The sequence below is a fragment of the Plantactinospora sp. CA-290183 genome, from assembly GCF_050936375.1.
Taxonomy (GTDB): domain Bacteria; phylum Actinomycetota; class Actinomycetes; order Mycobacteriales; family Micromonosporaceae; genus Plantactinospora.
The window spans coordinates 1-25877 of sequence record NZ_JBNJMX010000037.1 but is presented as its reverse complement, the minus strand read 5'-3'; the positions used below and the strand labels follow the sequence as shown (position 1 = coordinate 25877).

General features: G+C 69.1%; 17 protein-coding genes. 12 read left to right on the top strand and 5 right to left on the bottom strand.

The genetic code is table 11. The features are described from left to right. The first annotated feature begins 155 nt into the window (after positions 1 to 155). The 3 genes from ACQEUR_RS24485 (at position 156) to ACQEUR_RS24475 (ending at position 6597) form a co-directional block, all read left to right on the top strand. Entirely contained in the window at positions 156 to 1775 is a 1620-nt protein-coding gene (locus ACQEUR_RS24485) for a sigma-70 family RNA polymerase sigma factor (protein ID WP_433035496.1), read from the top strand. 465 nt (positions 1776 to 2240) lie between these two features. Next, positions 2241 to 4370 (top strand): family 43 glycosylhydrolase, encoded by a 2130-nt coding sequence (locus tag ACQEUR_RS24480; protein WP_433035493.1) that lies wholly within the window; start codon positions 2241 to 2243, stop codon positions 4368 to 4370. A gap of 274 nt (positions 4371 to 4644) precedes the next feature. Continuing rightward, on the top strand, positions 4645 to 6597 hold the full coding sequence (locus tag ACQEUR_RS24475) for a glycoside hydrolase family 43 protein (protein ID WP_433035490.1): 1953 nt from the start codon (positions 4645 to 4647) through the stop codon (positions 6595 to 6597). Between the two features lie 369 nt (positions 6598 to 6966). On the opposite strand, the gene ACQEUR_RS24470 is transcribed toward ACQEUR_RS24475, so the two are convergent. Continuing rightward, entirely contained in the window at positions 6967 to 7737 is a 771-nt protein-coding gene (locus tag ACQEUR_RS24470) for a FadR/GntR family transcriptional regulator (protein WP_433035487.1), read from the bottom strand. A gap of 156 nt (positions 7738 to 7893) precedes the next feature. Between ACQEUR_RS24470 and ACQEUR_RS24465 the strand changes: the two genes are divergently transcribed. The 9 genes from ACQEUR_RS24465 (at position 7894) to ACQEUR_RS24425 (ending at position 20260) form a co-directional block, all read left to right on the top strand. Beyond that, positions 7894 to 9159, top strand: coding sequence for an ABC transporter substrate-binding protein (locus tag ACQEUR_RS24465; RefSeq protein ID WP_433035484.1), 1266 nt, complete (start codon positions 7894 to 7896; stop codon positions 9157 to 9159). Between the two features lie 4 nt (positions 9160 to 9163). Continuing rightward, positions 9164 to 10138, top strand: a complete 975-nt coding sequence (locus ACQEUR_RS24460; protein WP_433035481.1) for a carbohydrate ABC transporter permease — start codon at positions 9164 to 9166, stop codon at positions 10136 to 10138. Beyond that, on the top strand, positions 10138 to 10965 hold the full coding sequence (locus tag ACQEUR_RS24455) for a carbohydrate ABC transporter permease (protein WP_433035478.1): 828 nt from the start codon (positions 10138 to 10140) through the stop codon (positions 10963 to 10965). Before ACQEUR_RS24460 ends, ACQEUR_RS24455 begins: the two co-directional genes overlap by 1 nt. Position 10966: 1 nt before the next feature. Further along, positions 10967 to 12190 (top strand): mandelate racemase/muconate lactonizing enzyme family protein, encoded by a 1224-nt coding sequence (locus tag ACQEUR_RS24450; protein ID WP_433035475.1) that lies wholly within the window; start codon positions 10967 to 10969, stop codon positions 12188 to 12190. A 308-nt stretch (positions 12191 to 12498) separates the two neighbouring features. Then, complete coding sequence (locus ACQEUR_RS24445; RefSeq protein WP_433035472.1) at positions 12499 to 14907, top strand: RICIN domain-containing protein; 2409 nt, start codon at positions 12499 to 12501, stop codon at positions 14905 to 14907. Between the two features lie 212 nt (positions 14908 to 15119). Next, the gene (locus tag ACQEUR_RS24440; RefSeq protein ID WP_433035469.1) at positions 15120 to 15902 is read left to right on the top strand and encodes an RNA polymerase sigma factor; all 783 of its coding nucleotides are present in this window, start codon (positions 15120 to 15122) and stop codon (positions 15900 to 15902) included. A gap of 334 nt (positions 15903 to 16236) precedes the next feature. Then, positions 16237 to 17721 carry an endo-1,4-beta-xylanase gene (locus tag ACQEUR_RS24435; RefSeq protein ID WP_433035466.1) on the top strand — a complete coding sequence of 495 codons (1485 nt, stop codon included), beginning with the start codon at positions 16237 to 16239 and terminating at the stop codon, positions 17719 to 17721. Between the two features lie 282 nt (positions 17722 to 18003). Continuing rightward, positions 18004 to 19389, top strand: coding sequence for a glycoside hydrolase family 43 protein (locus tag ACQEUR_RS24430; RefSeq protein WP_433035463.1), 1386 nt, complete (start codon positions 18004 to 18006; stop codon positions 19387 to 19389). A gap of 352 nt (positions 19390 to 19741) precedes the next feature. After that, positions 19742 to 20260 carry a DUF6624 domain-containing protein gene (locus ACQEUR_RS24425; protein WP_433035460.1) on the top strand — a complete coding sequence of 173 codons (519 nt, stop codon included), beginning with the start codon at positions 19742 to 19744 and terminating at the stop codon, positions 20258 to 20260. 105 nt (positions 20261 to 20365) lie between these two features. Here the strand turns inward: ACQEUR_RS24425 and ACQEUR_RS24420 are convergent, their stop codons facing one another. From ACQEUR_RS24420 to ACQEUR_RS24405, 4 genes are all read right to left on the bottom strand, one after another. Next, the gene (locus tag ACQEUR_RS24420) at positions 20366 to 21235 is read right to left on the bottom strand and encodes a carbohydrate ABC transporter permease (protein WP_433035457.1); all 870 of its coding nucleotides are present in this window, start codon (positions 21233 to 21235) and stop codon (positions 20366 to 20368) included. Next, positions 21232 to 22197, bottom strand: coding sequence for a carbohydrate ABC transporter permease (locus ACQEUR_RS24415; protein ID WP_433035454.1), 966 nt, complete (start codon positions 22195 to 22197; stop codon positions 21232 to 21234). The genes ACQEUR_RS24420 and ACQEUR_RS24415 overlap by 4 nt, the downstream gene beginning before the upstream one ends. Before the next feature lie 64 nt (positions 22198 to 22261). Beyond that, a complete protein-coding gene (locus ACQEUR_RS24410; RefSeq protein WP_433035451.1) occupies positions 22262 to 23524 on the bottom strand; it encodes an ABC transporter substrate-binding protein in 1263 nt (420 codons plus the stop codon). 360 nt (positions 23525 to 23884) lie between these two features. After that, positions 23885 to 25877: glycosyl hydrolase family 95 catalytic domain-containing protein (locus ACQEUR_RS24405; RefSeq protein WP_433035447.1), on the bottom strand; the 1993-nt coding region annotated here is incomplete at its 5' end.

The window sequence follows — 25877 nt, the reverse complement described above, 5'->3', positions numbered from 1 at the left end:
CTGGCCACCGCCGTCCACCACAGTCAATCATCGCGCCACCGCCGCGTCAGGTCACAAGGAGAAATGGCGCGACGGCTCGTGCCGCTGCATGCCGAGCAACCCGGCACGCTACCTCGGTTCACCACCATCTGCGGCACCTTCGACAGCGTGGGGACATGCGAGCTACCCGTACGAACGAGACGAGTCTGGTCGTCGCCGCGCAGTCCGGCGACCGGCAGGCGCTTGACGACCTCACCGAGGCGTACCTGCCGATCGTGTACACGATCGTGCGCCGGGCGCTGAGCGGGCATCCGGATGCGGACGACGTGGTGCAGGAGACCATGCTCCGGGCCCTGCGGGAACTGCGGATGCTGCGGACGCCGGAGAACTTCCGGCCCTGGCTGGTGGCCATCGCGTTGCGCCAGGTCAGCACCCAGCTGCGACGGCGGGAGGTGGCCGCCGAACGCGCCGTACCCCTGGACGAGGTGACCGCGGAGCCGGATGCCGCGGCCGACTTCGAGGATCTGACGTTGCTGCGTCTGGACCTGTCCGAGCAGCGGCGGCAGGTGGTGCGCGCCAGCCGCTGGCTCGACCCGGACGACCGGACGCTGCTGTCGCTGTGGTGGCTGGAGGTTGCCGGCCGGTTGAGCAGGGCGGAGCTGGCCTGGTCGTTGGGCGTCGGGGTGGTGCACGCCGGTGTGCGCGTGCAGCGGATGCGCGGCCAGCTGGAACTGAGCCGGGCCGTGGTGGCCGCGTTGGACGCCAGGCCCGGCTGCGACGGTCTCGAGGCTGTGCTGACGGACTGGCCCGGCCAGCCGGGTCCACTGTGGCGCAAGCGGATAACGCGGCACACGCGGTCCTGCCCGGTCTGCCTCCGCCGGGCCAGCGGGCTGGTCGCGCCCGAACGTCTACTGGTGGGCCTCGCGCTGATCCCCGTGCCGGCGGCACTGGTGGCGTCGTTGGCCGGCAAGGGCGCCGCGCTGGGAAGTGCCCTCGGCGCGGCCTCGGCGGCGGCCGTTTCCGGCGCGAGCGGGGTCGGCGGTTCCGGGGCCGTCGGCGCGGGCGTCAAGGCCGGACTCCTCGGTCAGCTCGGCCAGGTGGTCGGGGCGCATCCCGTCGTGGCCGCGGTCGTCGCCGGTACGGTCGTCACCGGTGCCACGGTCACCACGGCGACCTGGCCGGCGCCGGAACCACGGCCGCCCGTGCGCATCGCCGCGCCGTCGTCGCCACCGACGCCCGCCGCGTCGACGGCGTCAACGGTCGTCGTCCCGTCGAGGTCGGCACCCCGCGCAACCGCACCGCCCCCGATCCGCCCGCGCCCGACCGGCGCCACGCCGTCGAACACCGGACAACGCCCGCTGCCGCTGGGAGGTGTGTCGATGGAGTCGATCAACCAGGTGGGACTGTTCGCCACGACGGTCGACGGCCTCGGCGTACTGGCGCGGGTCGGCCCGGACAGCGACGGCGCGGCCAGACAGTCGGCGACGTTCGAGGCGGTCGCCGGCCTGGCGGACCGCGGCTGCGTCTCGTTCCGCGCCGAGGACGGACGTTACCTGCGCCATTCCGACTGGCGGGTGCGGTTGAGCGAGGACGTGGGCACCCAACTGTTCCGCGGGGACGCGACGTTCTGCGTGCGTACGGGCGCGGCACCCGGCTCTGTGTCGCTGGAATCGTCCAACTATCCCGGCTGGTTCCTGCGCCACCGCGGTCTGCAGTTGTGGGTGGACCAGCTGACCGACGACGCCGCGTTCCGGGCCGACGCCTCCTTCCGGGCCCGGCCACCCCTGGCCGGCTAGCCCCCTTCCGGCACGGTGGCGTCCGCCGCCGCCCAGGGCCGCTGTCCGGCGTGGGTACGACAGCAGCCCGACCGGCCGGCGGTCGCGCCCGGCACCGCGACCTTCGGACGCCCCGGTCGATAACAGAAAGACGATGTGAGATTTCAGTCCCTGACCGATCCGATCCTCTTTCCCAGAAAGTGTTATCAGTCGGCGCTTCACAACGTCGGAGTCGGAAAGGCCCGCCGGCCGTCTCGGAAACCGGTTCAGGCCCGGCTGTCGATCCTTGCCCCTTGAACGACTCGAAACGGTCTGGCAATATGCCGTACATCCGCCAAAGCGGTTTCATCCAGTCCCGTCTCACCTGACGGCACCTTGCTCGACGCCATGTTAGCGCTCACATTGATGAAGTTTCTGCCCGCCACGGGAGGACAACCAGGCGCCGGCACGCCGGCCCCGGGTGACTCCGACAGAAGGAGAAAGACCATGGATGTCGTGGCGCAGACGCCACCCGTCGCGTCAGCTCCGGGACCGGCCCACGACAGCACGATCCACGGCCGGTGGCGCCGCTGGCGGTCCGCGGCCGTCGCCGCCCTGGCGACCGCCCTCGTCGCCACCGCTGCGGTCGCGTTCGGCCCGGCGCCGGCCTCGGCGGCGACGGTGGACACGAGCGCCTGGTACGTGCTGGTCAACCGGAACAGTGGCAAGGCGTTGGACGTCTACAACCGGGCGACCGACGACGGCGCCCGGATCACCCAGTGGGCGCGTGCCGATGCGGCGGCGTGGCAGCAGTGGCAGTTCGTCGACTCGGGTGGCGGGTTCTACCGGTTGAGGTCGCGGCACTCCGGCAAGGTGCTGGACGTGTACAACCGGTCGACCGCCGACGGTGCGGCGATCGTGCAGTGGAGCGACGGTGACGGGACGAACCAGCAGTTCCGGCTGGCGGACTCGGCCGGTGGTCACGTACGGCTGATCAACCGCAACAGTGGCAAGGCGGTGGAGGTGCGGGACGCCTCGACCGCCGACGGGGCGAACGTGGTGCAGTACACGGACTGGGGTGGCGACAACCAGCAGTGGCAGCTCGTCCGGGTCGACGGCGGGGGAGGCCCGCCCACCGACCCGCCCGGCGGCAGCTTCACGAACCCGGTGGTGTGGCAGGACTTCGCCGACGTCGACATCATCCGGGTCGGCGAGGCCTACTACCTGTCCGCCTCGACCATGCACTACTCGCCGGGCGCACCGATCCTGCGCTCGTACGACCTGGTCAACTGGGAGTTCGCCGGGCACTCGGTGCCGCGGCTGGACTTCGGGTCGAAGTACGACCTCTCCGGCGGCCGGGCCTACGTGGACGGGATCTGGGCGTCCACCCTCAACTACCGGGAGAGCAACCGGACCTACTACTGGGCCGGCTGCATCGACTTTGCCCAGACCCACATCTACACCGCGTCCGCCGTCGACGGCACCTGGAACCGGCACACCACCATCCCCACCTGCTACTACGACGCCGGCATGCTGATCGACGACGACGACACCATGTACATCGCGTACGGCAACGGCGCGATCAGCGTCGCCCAGCTCTCCGCCGACGGGCGCACCCAGGTGCGCAACCAGCAGGTGTTCAGCACGCCGTCGAGCATCGGCACGCTGGAGGGTGCCCGCTTCTACAAGCGCAACGGCAGCTACTACATCTGGCTCACCCGCCCGGCCAACGGCCAGTACGTCCTGAAGGCGAACAACCCGTTCGGCCCGTACGAGATCCGCCAGGTCCTGCTCGACCTGCCGGGTCCGATCGCCGGCGGCGGGGTCCCGCACCAGGGCGGCCTGGTCCAGACCCAGAACGGCCAGTGGTACTACATGGCGTTCACCGACGCGTACCCCGGCGGCCGGATGCCGACGCTGGCACCGATCAGCTGGACCAGCGACGGGTGGCCCGTACTGCAGACGGTCAACGGCGTCTGGGGCACGACGTACCCCAACCCGCTGCCGCTGCGGCCGGTCCGGCCGCTCACCGGCGCGGACACCTTCGCCGGCACCACCCTCGGCCCGCAGTGGGAGTGGAACCACAACCCGGACAACACCAGGTGGTCGGTCAACAACGGCCTTCGTCTGCAGACCGCGACGGTCACCAACGACCTCTACGACGCCCGGAACACCCTGACCCACCGCATCCAGGGGCCGACCTCGACCGCGACGGTCGAACTCGACTACTCGACGATGCGCGACGGCGACCGTACCGGCCTGGCCATGCTGCGCCAGTCTTCGGCCTGGATCGGCGTCAGACGCGACAACGGCACCACCCGGGTCGTCATGACCAACAACCTGACCATGGACAGCAACTGGAACACCACCGGCACCGGCACCGAGGCCGCCAGCGCCGCCGTCTCCGGCGGCCGGATCTGGTTGCGGGCCAACGCCGACATCCGGCCCGGCACCGGCCGGCAGGCCCGCTTCTCCTACAGCACGGACGGCGTCACCTTCACCACCCTCGGCCCGGCCTTCACGCTCAACAACGCCTGGCAGTTCTTCATGGGATACCGGTTCGGGATCTTCAACTACGCCACCCAGGCGCTGGGCGGCGCGGTCACGGTCCGGAGGTTCGACCTTTCCACCCCATGACGCCGCCGAGCGGGTGACGCGCAGGCAATTGCCTTGCCGGCGTCACCCGCACCACACGGCCACCCCACCAGGGAGTGGGGCGCCGGGGGCCGGTGCGGCCCGCTCCGCACCGGCTCCCGGCGGCTATCCCGCGCGCCTGGCAACGCTCGACCCAGCCCAGCCCAGCCCAGCCCAGCGCGGATCCGGGCAACCCGATCCCCGTCCAGGCCCGGGTCCAACCCGTCCGGGACGACGGAGAGTCCAGAAGCCAGTCAGAGATCAAGGAGGGTTTCACTTGAAACAGCGCTCGCCAAGGGTGACGCGTCGACGGTTCGCCGCGATCGCCAGCGTCGTGCTGGCCGCGGGACCGGTCGCCGCGCCGGTACCCGTGCAGGCCGCCGAACAGGTCGACGCCGCGCCGCCTCCCACCCCGGCGAAGACCGTCGAGGTCGTCGGTAAGCTGCCCGGAGAGCACAACCCCCTGATCGGGCACAAGTTCGGCGCCGACGGGTTCGGGTTCGTGCACGGCGGCCGGGTGTACATGTACCTGACCAATGACACCCAGGGCTATGCGCCCGACCCGGTCACCGGCATCTCGCCGCAGATCAACTACGGCGACATCAACCAGATCACGGTGATCTCCTCCGAGGACCTGGTGAACTGGACGGACCACGGCGAGGTCCAGGTTGCCGGACCGGACGGCGTGGCACCCTTCACCAGCAACTCCTGGGCGCCCGGCATGGCCAGGCAGGTCGTGGACGGCAAGGAGAAGTTCTTCCTCTACTACGCCAACGGCGGCAGCTCGAGCAACGTGATCACAGCTGAGTCGCCCCTTGGCCCGTGGACCAGCGAGCGCACGACCACGCTGATCAACGGCGACACCCCCGGTGCCGAGGATGTCGCGTGGAAGTTCGACCCCGCTCCGTTCGTGGACGACGACGGCGAGGAGTACCTCTACTTCGGGGGCGGTCCCGCGTCGACGAGCATGCCGCCGGCCGAGCGCTTCAACAACCCGAAGAACCTCCGGGCGATCGAGCTCGGCGACAACATGGTCTCCACCGAGGGGGCGGCCGTGGTGGTCGACGCCCCGGTCGCCTTCGAGGCGGGCCACGTCTTCAAGCGAGCGGGCCGGTACTACTTCTCGTACTCCTCGCACTTCGGCGGGAACGACTTCGGCGGCAACCAGACGCCGCTTCCCGGCTATCCCGGCGGCGGTCAGATCGGTTACCTGATCTCCGACGACCCGATGTCGTGGCCGAAGGAAACCTACGCGGGCGTGTTGTTCCCGAACCAGTCGCAGTTCTTCGGCGCCGGCACCGGTGGCAACAACCACCAGTCGGTGTTCGAGTTCGAGGGCAGGCACTACTTCACCTACCATGCCCCGACGCTGAACAAGCGGATCAACGGGAACACCACCCAGGGGTACCGCAGCCCGCACATCCAGGAGCTGACCTTCAACCCCGACGGCACCATCCAGCAGGTCGTGGGCACCTACGCCGGCGTGGACCAGGTCAGGAACTTCGACCCGTTCCGGGTGTTCGAGGCGGAGACTTTCGGCTGGAGCAAGGGCATCGCGACCGCGAAGCTGGACGGCGGCTCCGCCCAGTTCGGCCCCGAGGCGCCGAACCTGGTGGTCCGCGACGTCGACGACGGCGACTGGACGGCGCTGTCCTCCGTGGACTTCGGCGACGGTGGTGCCCGGAGCGCGACGGCCAAGGTGCGTGCGCTGGCAGCGGGCGCGCGGATCGAGGTGCGACTCGACGACCTCGCCGGTCCCGTGGTCGGCACCGTCCCGGCCGGCACCCCGACCGGTGAGTGGGCCGAGGTGACCGCCGAACTCGAGGGCGTCAGCGGCGTGCACGACGTCTACTTCACCCACCACGGCCCGGCCGGTGACGATCTTCTCGAGATCGACTCCTGGTCCTTCGCCGCGGCGGATGCCCAGCCCGAGTTGCCCGTCACGGCCACCGCACAGGCGCGATGCCTCGCCGGTCGGGCGTACCTGGCCGTGCGGGTGCGCAACGACCACGACGGGCCGGTGGACATCGCCCTGGAGACCGGGTACGGCGCGCGGTCGTTCCGGGACGTCGCGCCGGGCGGGTACGCCTACCGGGCGTTCCGCACGCGGGCGACCTCGATCGCGGCCGGCTCGGCGACCGTCCGGGTCAACGGCAGCGTCGACGGCGAGGACGTGACGACCGAGCGGACGGTGGAACACCCCGGCGTGGACTGCACCGGACGACCCTGACAGCCCCGACCGAGCACCTCGCCGGCAACGACGGCTGACAACGGAGGAGCGAATGAATACCCGGAAACGCCGGCACCCGCTCGCAGCCTGCGCCGCCGGCACCGCCCTGGCCGGAACGCCGCAGCGGTCACACCCCGTCTAGGGCGAAGCGCTGACGTTCGCGACGGCCGGCACCCGGCAACCCGGCGGCCCGGTCCGGTGACGGGGACCTACCCCGAGAGCGGCGTCACCACCTGGACCAGGGGCGAGATCTGGCGGTTCTTCGCGCGGTTCTCCTGAGAGAGGTCGGCGGACGTGACGGGCGGATTCGTGGCGAGCAGGGGTGCGGGCACCCGCTGCGGTCCGGGAGCCCGCCCGTCCGGCGATGTGTCACCGCTGGAGACGGCTGGGACTGCCCGTTCCACTGCGGCGGACGAGCCAGGCCTCGGTGATGTGGGTGAACATCGCCGAGGCGGCGCCCTCCGGATCGTGGGCGGCGATGCGTTCGTAGATCCGCCGGTGCCCGCGGTTGGACGCCACGCACAGCGACCGTTCGGTCCGGCCCATGTACCGGGCGGTGTTGACGACCTGACTTTCGAGCGCGCGGACGACACCCCGAGCGATGCGGTTGCCGGACGCCTGCATGATTTTGTCGTGGAAGGCGCGGTCGTACTCGTGGTAGGTGACGGTGTCGTCGACGACCTCATCCATCCGCTGCACCAGGGCGCGCAGCCCCTCGATGGTCTCCTCGTCCGCCAGGCGGGCGGCGACGTTCGCCATGTCGGACTCCAGCACCCGCCGGGTGACGACGAGGTCGTCGAGGATGGCGAGGCTGTCGTCCTCGGCGATGGTGGCCCCGAGGACGAGTTCGTCGAGCATGTCCCACGACGACGGCGGGGTGACCATCGTGCCCGCACCCTGACGGACCTGCACCAGCCCCTTCTCCTGAAGGATCTTGACCGCTTCCCGGACGACGGTTCGGCTGACGGAGAACGTCTCGCAGAGCACCGGCTCGGGAGGAAGTGACGTCCCGGACGGGTGCGTCCCGCGGACGATGCGTTCCACCAGTTCGGCGGTGACGGCCCGGGCGAGGTTGGCCGGTCGCCGTGTCCAGGCCGGGGGCGGTACAACATTCAAGGCGGTCTCCTGCGATGGCGTCATGTCCCCCTCCGGTTGGCCCACCGCGCTGGTAGCCCGGCGTCCGTGCTCAGTGTACGGCCGACATTGACGACAGACATCATACGAGTTACGTTTCCGCTCAATGATGACCCTTGACGGTCGGTCCGCCGGCCACCCCACGTGTAAAGGGTGAGAAGAATGAGGCAGCGAGCGATATGGCCGGCCGTCCTCGTGCTGGGACTGGCACTGGCCGGCTGTGGAAGCGCCACCGGATCGGACCCGTCCCCGGGCGGGTCGGAGGGCAAGCTGGTGGTGTGGGACTGGAAGTCCGGCGAGGCTTCCGCGGCACCCTACATCGAGAAGGCGAAGGCGGACTTCGCGAGGAAGCACCCGGGCGTGGCGGTCGAGTTCGTCGCGCAGCCGTTCGACCAGTACTACACGCTGCTCGGTGCGGCGATCCAGTCCGGCAAGGGCCCGGACGTCATCCTGTTCAACGGAGGCGGTCGGATCCGTGACCGGGTGGACGCGCTGGTGCCGCTGGACGGGTACCTGGCCGAGGACAGACAGCGGCTGGCCGGCTGGGACGCGTTCACCAGGGAAGGCAGGATCTACGCCGGCCCGGTGACGCTGCAGGGCCACCCCATCTACTACAACAAGGCGCTCTACGCCAAGGCCGGGCTCGACCCGGCGAGCCCGGCCACGACGTGGAGCGAGTTCCTCACGGACTGCGCCGCCATCGCCAGGGCCGGCGCCAAGTGCCTGGCCCTCGGCAACAAGGAGGGTGCCGGCATCCAGTTCTGGCTCTCCGGACTGGCGTCGGGAATCCTCACCGCCCAGGAGTACGACGACTGGATCGCCGGAAAGCGCGACTGGGCCTCGCCCAACGTCAAGCGGGTCTTCCAGCTCTGGAAGGAGGCCGGCGACGCGGGTCTGAACAACGACGGGGCCAACTCGACCGCGATGTTCAACGACTCCTTCGCGCTCTTCCAGTCCGGTAAGGCTGCCCACGTCATCGGGCTGATGTCGGACGTGGGGCACTGGAAGGACTTCAACGAGTTCCTGACGGCCGACAAGCTCGGCGTCATGAACGCCCCGGTCGTCACCGCCGGGACCACCCCGAGCCTGCCCTACGACGGCGGTATCGGCTACGGGGTCGCCCGGTGGACGAAGGACCCGAGGGTGGCCGCGGACCTGGTGCGGGCGCTGACCTCGACCGACGCGCTGAAAGCCTTCTACGCCGACGCCGGTGCGATCGCCGCCGACACCACGATCGACGTGTCGCAGGGCGGCCCGGCCGCCGCCACCATCGTCTCCGGGATCAAGGGCGGCAAGCCCGCCCTGCACGTGGCGCTCTCCTCGAAGACCCTGGACCTGATGGGTCGGCTCTCCCAGCAACTGCTCAGCGGCTCGATCACCGTCGACGAGGTGGTGAAGCAGTTGGCCGCTTCCGACCAGGTGGGCTGAACCCGTGCCGATCGGAAACGTACCGCCGTCGGTCCGTCCGGCCCCGGCCGGACGGACCGACGCGGCGGCCGGGGCCGCCACCCACCGTCGCATCGCCCGTCCCCGGCGCGGCGGTGGGTGGCGGTCCGAGCGCCTCGCCCCCTACGTCCTGATGGCTCCGGCCGTACTGATCATCGTGGTGCTGCGGCTCTACCCGCTGCTCCTCGGGGTCAACTTCTCCTTCACCGGCGACGGTGAGCGGAACGGGGTGATGGTCGGTCTCGACAACTACCTGGAGCTGTTCGAGGATCCGCTGTTCCGGGCCGCGCTGGGCAACGTGGGACTGCTGGTGCTGCTGCTTCCGGTGGCGGTGGCGGTCCCCGGGCTGCTCGCCACGTTCATCTACCTCCGGGTGCCCGGTCACCGGCTCTACCGCAGCGTCTACTTCTTCCCCGCGGTGCTCTCCCCGGTCATCGTCGGCGCGATCTTCAACCTGCTGCTGGCCTTCGACGGCCCGTTCAACGCCGTTCTCGGGTCGGTCGGCGTCGGTCCCGTCGACTGGCTCGGGAACCCGGACGTGGCGATGTTCGTGGTGGTCGGCGTGCACGTCTGGGCGACCTTCGGAATGGCCCTGGTGGTGTTCCTCGCCGGGTTCGCCACCCTGGACCCCGCGCTCCTGGACGCGGCCCGGGTGGACGGGGCGTCGCTGCCCCAGGTCATCTGGCAGGTGATCGTCCCGGGCCTGTCGCGCACCATCCAGTTCGTCTTCGTGACCACGATGATCGGGATGCTGACCTCCATGTTCGGCCTGCTCTACGTCATGACCAGCGGTGGTCCGGAGGGGTCGACGTACCTGCCGGAGTACTACATCTGGTTCCAGCAGGGACAGCTGAACCGGCCGGCCCTCGCATCGGCCGCGTCGACGGTCCTTTTCGTGATCATGCTCGTCGTGGGGCTGTTGCAGATCAAGCTGCTCAAGCGGGCGGGGAGGGAGGACTGATGTCGCGGATCCGTCCGGGCCGCTGGGTGGTCGCCATCCCGATGGCGCTGCTCGCGCTGGCCACGATCTACCCCCTGCTGTTCACCGCCAACGTCGCGATGAAGACCCGGCGCGACTACATCCTCGACCGGTTCTCCCTGACCGACGCCCTGCGCTGGGAGAACATCGGTACGGCGTGGCACAGCGTGGGCATGGGCCGCTACTTCGTCAACTCCCTGCTCGTGGTGACGTCGTCGGTGGTCCTGCTGCTGCTGTTCGGGTCGATGGCCGGCTTCGCCCTGAGCCAGTTGCGGTTCCGCGGTTCGACGGCGCTGTTCCTGGGCTGCCTCGCGGGACTGTTCGTGCCGTTCCAGGTGATCATGGTGCCGCTCGCCCGGATCATGGCGGACAACGGTCTCATCGACACGTACCCCGGGCTGGTCCTCGTCTACGTGGCCCAGTTCCTGCCCTTCACCGTCTTCCTGATGACGAGCTACTACAAGGGCATCCCGCCGGAGATCGTCGACGCGGCTAGGATCGACGGCAACAGCGTGTACGGCGTGTACCGCCGGATCATGCTGCCCCTGGGCACCCCGGCGCTGCTGTCGGTCGGCATCCTCAACGCCCTGTTCTGCTGGAACGACGTCCTCATGTCGCTGGTGATGATGCCCTCGGCCGACCACCGGACCCTCATGGTCGGCGTGACCTCGTTGCGGGGGCAGTACTCCGACGACATCCCGACCTTCGCCTCCGGGGTCCTGATCGCCGCTGTCCCCGTCCTGGTGGTCTATCTGTTCCTCCAGCGCCAGATCGCCGACGGCGTCGCCGTCGGTTCCACGAAGGGCTGACATGCGAATCACCGGATATCGGGCACTGACCACGATCCAGGAATGGGGTCGGCCCGTCGGCGACGCCAACGGCGTCTTCTCCGACGGGGTGGTCCCGGTGTCGATCGTCATCGTCGAGACCGACGAGGGAATCTCGGGGGTCGGCCTCGGGCCGCACGTGGAGATTGAGCGGATCTTCGCGGCCATCGAGGGCGAAGACCCCCGCGCGGTGACGACCCTCTACGACCGCATGCTGCGGCACACCTTCAAGGCGGGCCACGCGGGCCCGGTGTTCGGCACCATCGGCGCGCTCGACACCGCCCTGTGGGACATCAAGGCACAGGCGGCCGGCGAGCCACTGTGGCGGCTGTTGGGTGGACGTGACCGTCGGATCCCCGCCTACGCGTCCGGGCTGGACATCGGACTGACCGACGACGAACTCGTCTCGACGTACGAGGTCTACGCCCGGTACGGCCTGCGGGCTGCCAAGCTCAAGGGCGGCCTCGACATCGAGCGCGACCGACGTCGCCTCTGCCTGGTCAGGGACGTGCTGACCGAGGCCGGGCACGGACTGCGGCCGGGTCTGATGCTCGACGTGAACGAGGCCTGGACCCGCAAGCAGGCCGTCCGGCACGTCTGCGAACTCGAACGCTCCCTGGACCTCATCTGGATCGAGGAGCCCGTCCGGCGCTGGGACGCCGAGGGCCTCGCCGCCGTCGGCCGGGGGATCCGGGCGTCGGTCGCCACCGGGGAGAACCTCACCGGGCTCGAGCAGTACCGTCCACTGATCGCCGCCGGGGCGGTCGACATCGTGCAGATGGCAGCCGTCTGGGGGGTCACCCATTTCCTGCGGGCGTCCGCCCTGGCGCACGCCCACGACCTGCCGGTCAGCCCGATCGGCAACAGCCCGGTCGGGCTGCTGCACGCCGCCACGTCGGTGCCGAACCACCTGACCAGCGAGTTGCAGGACCTGGCGCCACCGGTCGGCGTCCGGCTCGACCTGCACGTCGAGGACGGCGCCTTCGTGCTCGGCGACTCGCCCGGCCTGGGCGTTCGGGTCGACGAGGACCGGATCCGGGCGACCACCGGGCGCCCGCAGGCCCAGACGGCCGAGGGTCCCCACGTCCGGCCGGAGCGGGCCGGACGGCGGCTGCTGGCCGGGGTCGACGGCATCGCCCCCGTACGGCGGTTCCCCGTCGCACCGCTGCACTCCCACAACGACGTGTCGCCCACCGCACGGCCCTGACCCAGCCGTGGTGTCCGCGTACCGGAAGAACATCCGCCTGCCCTCCGGGAACGAGCCCGTCACCGGTGCCACTCCAGTCACGCGGATCGATCCTTGCAAAGACATCATTCGTATGATGAACTTCTGACAATCGAGTTCACCGGTGCCGCCTCACGGCATCGCGGTTCGTTCCCGGCGTGGTCGCCCGGCCGCGCCCGCCGCCGGCGGCGACTCGTGCTCAGCGCCGACAACCGCGCAGCGTCGGTCAGTCACATCTGGACCATCGGTCACACCACGCCACCCCCCCCGTTCAGGTAAGGAGACATCCCGTGTCCGTACCCTCAGTTCCCGCTGCCCGGCGGCGGGTGCTGGTCGCAGCCGCGGCGGCGGCCCTGACCACCGTGGCCGCCGCGACCGTGGTGGCCACCTCGGCCGCCCCCGCCCTCGCGGCCGCCCCCGCCCTCGCGGCCACCAGCACCCTGTACGCCTCCCCCTCGGGCAGCGGCACCGCGTGCACCGCCGTCGCGCCGTGCTCGCTGACCGGCGCGCAGACCGCGGTCCGATCCCGCACCGGTTCGATGTCCGGCGACATCGTCGTGGAGCTGGCCGACGGGGTGTACCGGCTCAGCTCCGCACTCCGGCTGACGGCCGCCGACTCCGGCACGAACGGCTACCGGGTGGCGTGGCAGGCGGCCCCGTCGGCCCGTCCCGTGCTCAGCGGTGCCCGCGCGGTCACCGGCTGGTCCCTCGTCGACGCCGGGAGGAACATCTGGCGGGCCGATGTCGGCGCGGGTGTGGACAGCCGGCAGCTCTACGTCGACGGCGCCATCGCCACCCGGGCCCGCACCCAGGTCAACCGGGCCGACTTCACCGCGGACAGCACCGGCATGAGGTTCACCAACAGCGCGTTGAGCTACCTGAACAACCTGGCCAACGAAAACCGGGTCCAGCTGGAGAGCGTCAACTCCTTCACCGACCGGTACGTCTCGGTGCAGAGCATCGGGGGAAACCTGATCACGATGCAGCAGCCCGGTTGGAGCAACAACAACTTCGGGTACGACACCTTCACCAGCCCGCACCGGGCGGGTCCGCTCTACCTGAGCAACGCCTACGAGTTCCTGGACGCACCGGGGGAGTGGTACCTCGACCCGGCCAGCGGTGCCCTCTCCTACATCCCGCTCGGCGGCCAGAACATGAGCACCGTAAGGGTGGAACTGCCGACGCTCCAGTTCCTGGTGAACGTCGGGGGCAGCTACGACGCGCCCGCCCACCACCTGGCCTTCAGCGGAATCACCTTCACCGGCACGAGCTGGCTCGGGCCCAGCGGGAACCAGGGCTACGCGGACCAGCAGACCGGTGCCTACATCGCCGGCGACTGGAGCTGGCCCAGCTTCACCTCCTGCCACAACGGCTGTCCGCAGTTCGAGGCCACCCGGCCGAACTGGCTCCAGTCGCCCGCCGCCGTGCAGGTCTCCGCCGCCAACAACATCACCTTCACCGACTCCCAGTTCGTCAATCTGGGACAGACGGCCATCGGCATCGGTAACGACTCCAGCGCCCATGCCAGCGGGGTCGGCCTCGGCGCCAGCAACATCACGGTCACCAGGTCCGAGATCGCCCGCAACTCGGCCGGCGGCATCATCGTCGGCGGCGTGCGCGCCGACGCGCACCACCCCGGCGACCAGCGGATGGTCAACCGGGACATCACCATCAGCAACAACCGCCTGCACGATCTCGGCGTGGAACACCGGGGCATCGTGTCGGTGCTGACCACCTACGTCACCAACGCCACCGTCTCGTACAACGAGGTCTACAACATGCCGTACACCGGCATGTCGATGGGGTACGGGTGGGGTGCCAACGACGCCGGCGGCAGTGACCACTACGCCGACCGTGGGCTGTACAACTACCAGCCGCGGTACTCGACACCGACGACCGCGTCGAACAACCGGCTCATCGGCAACTACGTGCACGACGTGATGCAGCAGATGAACGACGGCGGATGCGTCTACACGCTGTCGGCGAACCAGGGCGGGTTGATCAGCGACAACTACTGCCTGCGGACCAACGGCTACTTCGGGATCTATTTCGACGAGGGCTCGCGGTACTGGAGCGCCAGGAACAACGTCTTCTCGAACACCGGTACCTGGGCCACCGCCAACTACTGGTTCGCCGAGAACATGGGCAACTTCACCGTCACCGACAACTGGTCGACCAACGGCAGCACCAACGTCACCAACGGCGACCGGGGCAACGTGGTCTCCGGCAACGTCACGGTGACCGGCGGCAACTGGCCCTCGGGCGCCCAGGCCGTGATGGCGGCCGCCGGGCCGCAGGGCGGCGGTGGCCGGCAGGACGTGCAGATCGTCGGGGCCCAGTCCGGCCGCTGCCTGGAGATCGGCGGGTCGAGTACGACCAACGGCACCCAGGCGCAGCTCTGGGACTGCTCCGGCGGGACGAACCAACGGTGGACGTACACCGCCGGGCAACTGATGGTCTACGGCGACACGTGCCTGGACGCCTCCGGCCAGGGCGCCGCCGACGGCACTCCGGCGATCATCTGGGACTGCAACGGTCAGGCCAACCAGCAGTGGAATGTCAACCCGAACGGCACCATCACCGGCGCGCAGTCCGGACTGTGCCTCGACGCGAGCGGCCAGGGCACCGCGAACGGCACGAAGCTGCACCTCTGGGCCTGTCACGGCGGCACCAACCAGCAGTGGAACCTGCGTAATTGACACCACCGGGGGAGTGGGGCCGGGCGGGCGGGCCGGTCCCACTCGCCACCTCAGCGGGCCGGCGGCGGCCAGCGTCGACGGCGGGTCCACGGCAGGCGCCTCGCGGCGGGCAGGGTACGGATCGGCGTTGTCGCTCACGGGTGGACGTGACCGGGATCCCGCCAACGGTGCAGAGCATGCCGGCCGGCCGGGTTGACGGAACGAGCCTGGTCGTGGCCGCACAGGCCGGCGACCGGCGGGCGCTCGACGACCTCGTCACGGCGTACCTGCCGCTGGTGTACGCCGTCGTGCGCAGGGCACTGGGCGGACTGCCCGATGTCGACGACGTCGTGCAGGAGACCATGCTGCGCGCCCTGCGGGAGCTGGGAACGCTGCGCTCTCCGGAAAGCTTCCGGCCGTGGTTGGTGACGATCGCGACGCGTCAGGCCAGCACCCACCTGCACCGCCGGCAGGCCGACGCCGAACGGACCGCGCCCCTGGCGGAGGTGACCGACGCGCCGGACACCGACGCAGAGGGGTTGGCCCTGCTGCGCGTCGAGCTGTCCCGCCAGCGCGGGCAGGTGCTACGCGCCAGTTCCTGGCTGGACCGGCACGATCGGCGGCTGCTGTCGCTGTGGTGGCTGGAGACCGCCGGGCTGCTGACCAGGACCGCCCTCGCGGCGGCACTGGGAACGAGCGTGGCTCACGCCGGGGTACGCGTCCAGCGTATGCGCAACCGGCTGGAGCTGAGCCGGTCACTCGTGGCCGCACTGGAGGCGCGTCCCAGGTGTGCCCGGCTGAGCGCGGCGCTGGAGGACTGGGACGGCGTACCGAGCCCGCTGTGGCGTAAGCGGCTCACCCGGCACACCCGTTCCTGTCCGGTCTGTCCGAGCCAGGGGCAACCGGTTCCCGTCGAACGGCTGATCGCCGGCCTGGCGCTGCTCGCCGTCCCGCTGGCGCTGTCGGTCGCGGTGCTCGGCGGGGGTACGCGTCGCCGGGTCGAAACGGCCCCGTGAGGCACAGCGCGACGGCTGCGACCATATGCCACCGGTTCCCATAACAAGAAGCGCTGTGGTTCTGCGCTTCCCCCATTTGGCACCGCCATCGGAAAAGTGTTATCGGCCCCGCCCGTCGAAAGTCCGTACCCGACGAAACTGCGCGGTCGGCGAATTTCGCGTAGGCGTCCCCGGGTACCTCTTGAAGGCGGCGAAACACTGTGGCAATGTCACAGACATCGATGTGAGCGCTCCCCTGACCCCCGGTTATAAGCCTCGCACGAGGAGTGCGGTCAGTGTTAGCGCTCACAGGCGGCCCGCCAGCCCGATAACCGATGTCGAAAGGTACTGACCGATGAACGAGTTCGGGCACTCAACCAGACCTCCCAGGCGACGGTGGGGGACCAGAGCGCTCCTGTCGCTGCTCGCGACCGCATTGCTCACGGCCGGTACGGCACTGCTCTTCGCCGGCCCCGCCAGCGCCGGCACCACGTTGGGTGCCTCGGCGGCGGAGAAGGGCCGCTACTTCGGCGCGGCCGTCGCGGCCGGCAGGATGGGCGACAACACGTACATCACGATCCTGAACCGCGAGTTCAACAGCGTCACCGCCGAGAACGAGATGAAGTGGGACGCGACCGAGCCGCAACAGGGCCGGTTCAGCTACACCAACGGCGACCGGATCGTCAACCACGCCCGCTCCCGCGGCATGACCGTCCGCGGACACGCCCTGCTGTGGCACGCCCAGCAGCCAGGCTGGGCGCAGGGCATGTCCGGCAGCGCGCTGCGCAGCGCCGCGATCAACCACGTCACCCAGGTCGCCTCCTACTACCGTGGAAAGATCCATTCCTGGGACGTGGTGAACGAGGCGTTCGCCGACGGCGGCAGTGGCGGACGGCGGGACTCCAACCTGCAGCGCACCGGCAACGACTGGATCGAGGCCGCCTTCCGCGCCGCGGACGCCGCCGACCCGGGCGCCAGACTCTGCTACAACGACTACAACACCGACGGGATCAACGCGAAGTCCACCGGCATCTACAACATGGTGCGCGACTTCAAGGCCCGGGGCGTACCGATCGACTGCGTCGGCTTCCAGTCGCACCTGAGCAACTCCGTGCCCGGCGACTACCAGGCCAACCTGCAACGCTTCGCGGACCTCGGCGTCGACGTACAGATCACCGAGCTGGACATCTCCGGCGCCAACCAGGCCAGCGTCTACGCCACCGTCACCCGCGCCTGCCTCGCCGTCGCCCGCTGCAACGGCATCACCGTCTGGGGAATCCGGGACACCGACTCGTGGCGCACCGGCCAGAACCCGCTGCTCTTCGACGGCAACGGCAACAAGAAGCCCGCCTACGACGCGGTCCTCAACGCCCTCAACAGCGGCAGCGTCCCCAACCCGGGCCAGGTCGACACGACCGCGTGGTACGTGCTGGTGAACCGCAACAGCGGCAAGGCGTTGGACGTGTACAACCATGCAACCAACGACGGGGCACGGATCACCCAGTGGGCGCGGAACGACGGCGCGTGGCAGCAGTGGCAGTTCGTGGACTCCGGTGAGGGCTACTACCGGCTGAGGTCCCGGCACTCGGGCAAGGTGTTGGACATCGCGAACCTGTCCACGGCCGACGGTGGCGGGGTGGTGCAGTGGGCCGACCTCAACGGGGCGAACCAGCAGTTCCGGCTCGCCGATTCGGCGGGCGGCTACGGCCGCCTGATCAACCGCAACAGCGCCAAGGCCCTGGAGGTGCAGGGCGCGGAGGTCAACGACGGCGCGAACGTGGTGCAGTACACCGACTGGGGCGGTACCAACCAGCAATGGCAACTCGTCCGCGTCGGGTAGCCGGCGCCTCGGGTCAGCCGAGCCAGCCGGTCAGCCGAGCCAGCCGGTCAGCCGAGCCAGCCGGTCAGCCGGTCAGCCGAGCCAGCCGGTCACGCCGGGCGAGGCCGGAGCGCGACTTCCAGGAACGGGCCGGCAGCGTCATCGACGCCGACATGTCCGCTGCCCCGTGACCTGGGGGGGCCGGCGCGGAGAGGGCAAGCTCCGCGCCGGCCCGAGCCGGCGATCACCATCCACGACGAGGCGACCGCGCCTGAGTTGAGCGGGAGCCCTGAGGAGGTCACCATGAGGTCCGCAATGTTCGGCCGTGCCGCGGGCAGGCGCGGCGCGGCCCTGCTGTCCGCGCTGCTGTGTCTCGTGGTGGCGGTGCCCGGGGTGGCCCGGGCGGACAACCCCATCGTGCAGACCATCTACACGGCCGATCCGGCTCCGCTGGTACACGACGGCCGGGTGTACCTCTACACCGGTCACGACGAGGACGGTTCGACGTACTTCACGATGCGCGAGTGGCGGGTCTGGTCGTCCGCGGACATGGTGAACTGGACCGACCACGGCTCTCCGATGAGCCTGGCCACCTTCAGCTGGGCCAGCGCCGACGCGTGGGCCGGCCACACCGTCTACCGCAACGGCAGGTTCTACTGGTACGTCCCGGTCGTCAACCGGGCGACCGGCCGGATGGCCATCGGAGTCGGTGTGTCGGAGAGCCCCACCGGGCCCTTCCGGGACGCGCTCGGTCGCCCACTCGTGGAGAACGGGGAGATCGACCCCGCCGTCTTCGTCGACGACAACGGGCAGGCCTACCTGTACTGGGGCAACCCCAATCTGTGGTACGTGCGATTGAACACCGACATGGTCTCGTTCTCGGGCGGGCCGACCCAGATCCCGCTGACCGCGGCGGGGTTCGGCGCCCGTAGCGGGAACGCGAGTCGCCCGACCCTGTACGAGGAGGCGCCCTGGGTCTACAAGCGCAACGGGCTGTACTACAACGTCTTCGCGGCGGAATGCTGCTCGGAGTTCATCGGCTACTCGACAGCCCCCGGGCCGACCGGGCCGTGGACCTACCGCGGAACGGTCATGCCCCGGCAGGGTGCCAGCTTCACCAACCACGCTGCCGTGATCGACTTCAACGGCGGCTCGTACTTCTTCTACCACAACGGCGCCCTGCCGGGTGGCGGCGGTTTCACGCGTTCGGTGGCAGTGGAGAGGTTCACCTACAACTCGGACGGCACGATCCCGACGATCAACATGACCGCGACGGGAGCTCCGCAGGTCGGGACCCTGAACCCGTACGTCCGGCAGGAAGCCGAGACGATCGCCTGGGCAAACGGTGTGGAGACCGAGCCGGCCAGCGGAGGGGGCATGAACGTCGGCTGGATCGAGAACGGGGACTGGATCAGGGTCAAGGGCGTCGCCTTCGGCGCCGGGGCCGCCTCCTTCACCGCCACGGTGGCCTCGGGTACCAGCGGCGGCCGCATCGAGCTGCGCCTGGGCGGCACCAACGGCACCCTCGTGGGCACCTGCGAGGTGCCGGGTACCGGAGGCTGGCAGACCTGGACGACCGTCACCTGCCCTACAGGCGGCGCGACGGGCACGCACGATCTGTACCTGCGGTTCGGTGGCGGCAGCGGCTACCTGTTCAACCTCGACCGGTGGCAGTTTCAGCAGCGGTAGCGGGCCGGGGCCGACCAGGCACCACATGCCCTGCTGGTTACTGGAGGGGGCAACATCGCGCGCCTGCGCCAGGAGATCCATGACGACGGAGTCCTGAGCAGCGCCCCCGTCGATCGACTGCCGGAATGACCAACGGTGGCGGTGCTCGGCGGAGCGCTCCTGATCCTCAAGAGCCCGGACGGCGGGCCATAATCCGATGGGGAGAGCGTCAGCGGCGACGTGGTGCTGCGCGGCGGTAGGCATTCTCCTCGCCGGTGCGGCGGCGTGCGGAGGCGATCGACGCGGGGAGGTACGACCGGATCGTGGTGCGTCCACTGCCGGTGCGGCACGTACCGCCGAGGTGCTCTGCGAGGTGAGCGACCTTTCGGGGCAGCGGAGGCGGGACGCACCGACGCAGCCGGAGCTACGGCGGGAGTTCCTGGAGATGGCCGAGGCTGACCAGGCCGAGCGCACTGGCAAGGTGAGCACCAACAACGACGTCCGCCGCACCGACCGGCTCCGCGAGGTGATGGACGAGCATGGCTGGCCGGACGCGCGTCTCGTGGGCCCCGACGGTGCCAGTGCGGCCTGGCTGATCGCCCAGCACGCCGATCACGACGTCGTGTTTCAGCGTCGGGCGTTGGGACTGATGTGTGTGGCGGTGGCCGCCGGGACCGCCGACGCGACCGAGTTGGCCTATCTGGAGGACCGGGTCGCGGTGAACTCCGGACGGCCACAGATCTACGGCACTCAGTTCGGCGGATGTGAGGACGGACGCCCGGTGCCGAGGCCGATCGCCGACGAGGCCGGGGTAGCCGAGCGGCGTGCCAAGGTCGGCCTCCAGCCGCTGGACGAGTACCTTGCACAGTTCCGGGACGCCTGCGACGAATAGGCGATCCCGGCCGGGTGGCGACGACCTGACGGTTACCGCTCGTGCCGGTGTTCGCGGGAGACGGAACACCGGCGGCGGCACGTCGCGGGGCGGAACCGGCGCTGGTCAGCCTTTGAAGGCACCTTCCATGATTCCCTGCACCAGGCGCCGTCCGACGAAGACGAACAACACCAGCAACGGCAGCGTTGCCAGGAACGAGCCCGACATGGCCAGGCCCAGATCGATGTCCCGGCTGTTCTGCAGGGCCTTGATGGCGATCTGCACGGTGTACCGCTCCGGTGATTTCAGCACGATGAACGGCCACAGGAAGTCGTTCCAGGCGTTGACGAACCCGAACAGTCCCAGCACGAATGCCGCCGGGCGGACGAGCGGAAAGGCGATGCGCCAGAAAACCTGCCAGGTCGTCGCGCCGTCCACCCGGGCGGCGTGCATCAGCTCGTCGTCGAGGGTGCCGACCATGTGCTGACGCATCCAGAAGATGCCGAACGCGCTCACCAGCCCGGGGACGATCAGGGCCTGCAGGGTGTCCACCCAACCGAGCTGCGACATGATCAGATACTGCGGGATGACGGCCAGCTGGGCCGGTACGGTCATGGTCAGCACGACGATGAGGAACAGCGTGTTGCGGCCCCGGAAATGCAGCTTGGCGAAGGCGAAACCGGCCAGCGCGCACAGCACGGCCTGGCCCACGCCGATCGCGGTGGAGACGATGACGCTGTTGATGAGCGCCTGCACGAACGGCACGGTCTCGAAGACCAGGTTCGCGAGGTACAGGAAGTTGTCGCCGGGCAGGACGTGCGGTGGGAGGCTCGTTGCGGTGGCCGAGTCCGTCGTGGCCACCACGAACATCCAGTAGAGCGGGAACACGCTGAGGAACACCATGGCGCCGAGCGCCCCGTAGACCACGAGCGGGACCCGGTTGGCGCTTCGTCGGCGGTGCGGGGTCCGCCCGGTGGTCGGGGATGCGGGATTCATGGCTGCTCCGAGCGGATCCGGGTGACGAGCAGGTAGTTGATCGCGGCGACGATCACGACCATGACGAACAGCGCGACGGCGACGGCGGCGCCGTAGCCGAAGTGGAACCGGCCGAAGGCCTGCTCGTAGAGGAAGAGGGTGAGGGTCTGGCACTGCCGCGCCGCTCCGCAGGTAAGTCCACCCACCGGGTTGAGCAGCAGCGGCTCGGTGAAGATCTGCAGCCCGCCGATTGTCGACGTGACGACGGTGAACACGATGATCGGCCGCAGCGCGGGGATGGTGATGTGCCGGAACTGTTGCCAGCCGGTGGCACCGTCCGCGGCGGCGGCCTCGTACAGTTCCCGGGGAACCGTCTGGAGCGAGGCGAGGTACAGCAGGGTGTTGTATCCGGTCCACCGCCAGGCGACCATCATGGCGATCATCATGTGACTGCCCCACACCGACGCCGTGAAGTCGATGTGTGCGAAACCCAGCAGTTCGAGGAACCAGTTGAGCATGCCGTAGTCGCGGTCGAAGAGTTGGGCGAAGACGATGGTCGTCGCCGCCACGGAGGTGATGTAGGGGACGAGCACCGACATCCGGAACAACGTGGCCGCCCGCAGCCCTACGTGGTTGAGGACGTGCGCCAGCCCGAGCGCGAGCAGCAGCTGCGGAACCGTCGACAGCACCCAGATGCTGAACGTGTTGCGCAGCGCGCCCCAGAACCGCGGGTCGTGGACGAGCTGGGAGAAGTTGGCCAACCCCACGAAGTGCCGCTCACCGATGGGGTCCCAGTCGAACAGGGCGACGTAGAACGTGAACAGCAGCGGAAAGAGGCCGAAGATGAAGAAGAGGAGGAAGAACGGCGCCACGTAGGCGTAGGGCGCCAGTCGCTCGCGCACGCCCTGCTGGACGTGGCGGTACCGGGTGGGTCCGGGGGCGGTCGTCCGCGCGGACGTGGCCGGGCTGAGCGTGGTGGTCACAGCGGTCACCTTCCCGACGTGCGGCGGCCGGGTTGGCGCCGGCCGCCGCGCATCAGTCGTCCGTTCAGCCGCGGAGGGCGTTCTTGACGTTGGTCAGCGCGGTGCTCCACGCGTTGGCGGGGTCGACCTTGCCCTGCTCGACGCTGGTGAGGGTGTTGAGCAGTTCGCTACCGATGGTGGCGTCGTCGGGACCGATGTAGAACGGTTTGATGTTCACCACGGACTGGGTGTAGATCTTGCCGATCGGTGCGTTGGAGAAGAACGGCTCTTCCCTTCCGACGAGCTGCGGATCCGTGTAGACCGACGGTGTCGTCGGCAAATTCCCCTTGGACAGGAAGTTCGCCAGTTGGCCGGCCGGCGACTGCATCTCGGCGATGTAGTTCCAGGCCGCCTTCGGGTTCTTCGCGCGCTTGGGGATGGCCAGGTAGCTGCCGCCCCAGTTGCCCGAGCCACCGGGTATGGTCGCGATGTCCCACTTGCCGGCGGTATCCGGGGCGTTGGTACGGATGGAGGTGAGCATCCACGCCGGCGCGGATACCACCGCGAAGTCACCCTTGGTCATGCCCGCGGTCCACCCGGTCGAGAACGAGGCCTGCTTGCCGGAGATGCCCGCCGCGAAGACCCTCAGCGTCAGGTCGAACGCGGCCTTGACCTGTGGGTTCCGGTCGTACGACAGCTTGCGGTCCGCGTCGTAGTAACGCTCCGTCCCCTGGTTGACCGCCTGGTAGAAAATGCTTGTCGGCGTGTTGTCCAGGAACGGCTTGCCGGTCGCCTGGACATACCGCTTGCCGACCTCCGCGAACGCGTCCCAGGTCGGCCACAGCTTGGAGACCTGGTCGCGATCGGTGGGCAGACCGGCGGCCTTGAACAGGTCCGTGCGGTACGCGATGGCCATGCCGCCGACATCCGTCGGTATCCCGAGGATCCTGCCGTCCTCGGTCATCGACTGCTTCATCACCCAGTCGAGGTAGTCACCCTTCATCCTGTCGGCGCCGAGCGTGGACAGGTCCACGAAGTTGTCCGGGGACTGCATGAACTTCGGCAGGTCGTCACCCTGGATCAGCACGAGGTCGGGCACCTTGCCGCCGGCCAGTGCCGCGGTGAGTGCCTGGGCGGTCTCGGTCGTGCTGCCCACCTCGGTGAGCTTGATGCGGGCGTCCGGGTGTGCCTTCGTGTAGGCCGCGACGTCGGCCTTCTGGTTGATTCCGGTGAACGACCAGAACTCGAACCCGGACGATTCGGAGTCACCGCCCGATCCTCCCGAACAGCCGGACACCAGGAGCACGGCTGCGGCGCAGACGGCTGCGGTGGTGATGACACGCTTCACGCGGCCCCCCATACGGTGTGCGGTCCGGAATGACCGCGATGAATCAGTGTGAAATCAGAAATCGGCCGGCACACCGCGTGGCGGAGGTATTGATTTTGTCCACCTGCGACTCGGGTGTGAGCCACGGCCCCCTCGGCATGGCCTGCGCCACGATAGACTTACAGGTTGATTGCTATCGATCTCTGTCATATGACGTATGAGGATAGTCATCACCACAGTGCTCGTCAACGACCTGTTGGTGCCGGGTGCTCGGTCCCGCCGTGACCTGCGTCTTCCATGGCCCGCTCCGCCCCCGGCGATGAATTCGACCGTGGCGCCGACGCCGGGGGAGCGCCCCGTTGTAGGCACTGTTGACCCCGGTCACGCTCGTTCCGCTCCGCGTGTCCGAGCCGCTCCAGAGCTGGCCGACGGGCGCGCCAGTCGATAGCTGTGGCCGGCCCGGACGCCGAGCTGGACGACGTCGGGCTCGGGCCGCGTGCTGGCGGGCGTGGTGCCGTCGGTGACGTCGGCCACGGTGAAGCTGCCGGTGAACAGGCGGGCGCGCAACCTGACGGTGCCGTCGCGGTCGGCCCTGATGAGGAACTCGTCGGCCTGCCCGCCGGTCCACGCCATGGAGACCGTGTATCCGCCGCGCCCCCGCAGGCCCGACACCTCTCCGGTGGGCCAGGCGGCCGGCAGTGCCGGTAGCAGGTGAAGCTCGTGGTTGTGGCTCTGCAACAGCATCTCGGTGATGCCGGACGTGGCGCCGAAGTTGCCGTCGATCTGGAACGGCGGGTGCAGGTCGAACATGTTCGGCGCGAGCCGGTCGGTTCGCACGAGGTCTTGGATGAGCTTGTTCGCGCGTGTGCCCTCCTCCATCCGGGCCCAGTAGTTGATCTTCCATGCGAGTGACCAGCCGGTCCCGTCGTCACCGCGCAACTCCAGCGTGCGGCGCGCGGCCTCGTACAACTGCGGCGTGCCCCGCCTGGTGATCTGGTTGCTCGGGTGCAGGCCGTACAGGTGGGAGATGTGCCGGTGGTACTGCTCGGTCTCGACCCAGTCGGCCAGCCATTCCTGGACGTTGCCGCGGGAGCCGATGCGCATCGGTGGCAGGCGGTCCTTCGCCGACCGGACCTGGGTGCGGAAGGTGGTGTCCATTCCGAGCACCTCGCTGGCCTGGGCGCAGCCCTCGAAGAGGTCGCGGAGGATCTGGTTGTCCATGGTGGGGCCCGCGCACACGCTGACGTTGGCGTGGTGCGGAAGCTCCGGAGAGTTCGACGGGTTGGTCACCAGGTATCCGAGCGTGGGATGGGTGACGAGGGTGTCGAGGAAGAACTGGGCGGCACTTTTCATGACCGGATAGCTGGACCGGAGAAACTCGACGTCGCCGGTGAAGAGATAGTGGTCCCAGATCAGCGTGGCCAGCCACGCGCCCCCGGTCTGCCACATGCCCCACAGCGCGCCGTCCACGACCGACGAGCCCCGCCAGCCGTCGGTGTTGTGGTGCGCGACCCACCCGCCGGCGCCGTACTGCACCTGGGCGGTGCGGGCACCGGTGAGGGCCAGATCCTTGATCATGTCGAAGACCGGCAGGAAACACTCGGCCAGATTTGTCGTGTCGGCGGGCCAGTAGTTCATCGGCAGGTTGGCGTTGATCGTGTATTTCGAGTCCCAGGGCGGCGCCATCTGATCGTTCCAGATGCCCTGAAGGTTGGCCGGCTGGGTTCCCGGCCGCGAAGAGGAGATCAGCAGGTAGCGGCCGAACTGGAACAGCAGCGTAGAGAACTGTGGGTCGTGCACTCCGGCGTGTTGCGCGATTCGCACATCGGTCGGCTGGTCGGCGGCCGAGGTGCGGCCCAGGTTGATCGTGACGCGGTTGAAGAGCGCTTGATAGTCGCCCAGGTGGCGGCTGCGCAGTTGGTCGTAGCTGACGTTTCGGGCGGCGTTGAGGCGGGAGCGGGCGATGCCCTGGTAGTCGCCGTTGACGGTGCGGTGGTCGACGTAGCTGGAGCCGATCGAGACCAGCAGCGTGACGCTGGTGGCAGCCGACACCCGCAGCGTTCCGCCGGAGCTGCTGACCGTGCCGCCGGTGGCGGTGGCGGTGACCAGGGCGAGGAAGCGCACGGATCCGCTGATGCCCTCCATGTCGCCGGAGATGCCGTCGATGGCGACAGTCGTGGCGTCCGGGCTGGACACCGTCGTACGTTGTGGGCTGTCGAACGTGGCGTTGAAGGTGATCGAGTTCGCGCGGTCGGCGGTCAGGCGGACCACGATCACCTGGTCCGGTGCGCTCGCGAATACGTCACGCCGGTACCGCACCCCGTTCAGCAGGTATGTCACGGAAACCATGGCGGTGCTGAGGTCGAGTGTCCGG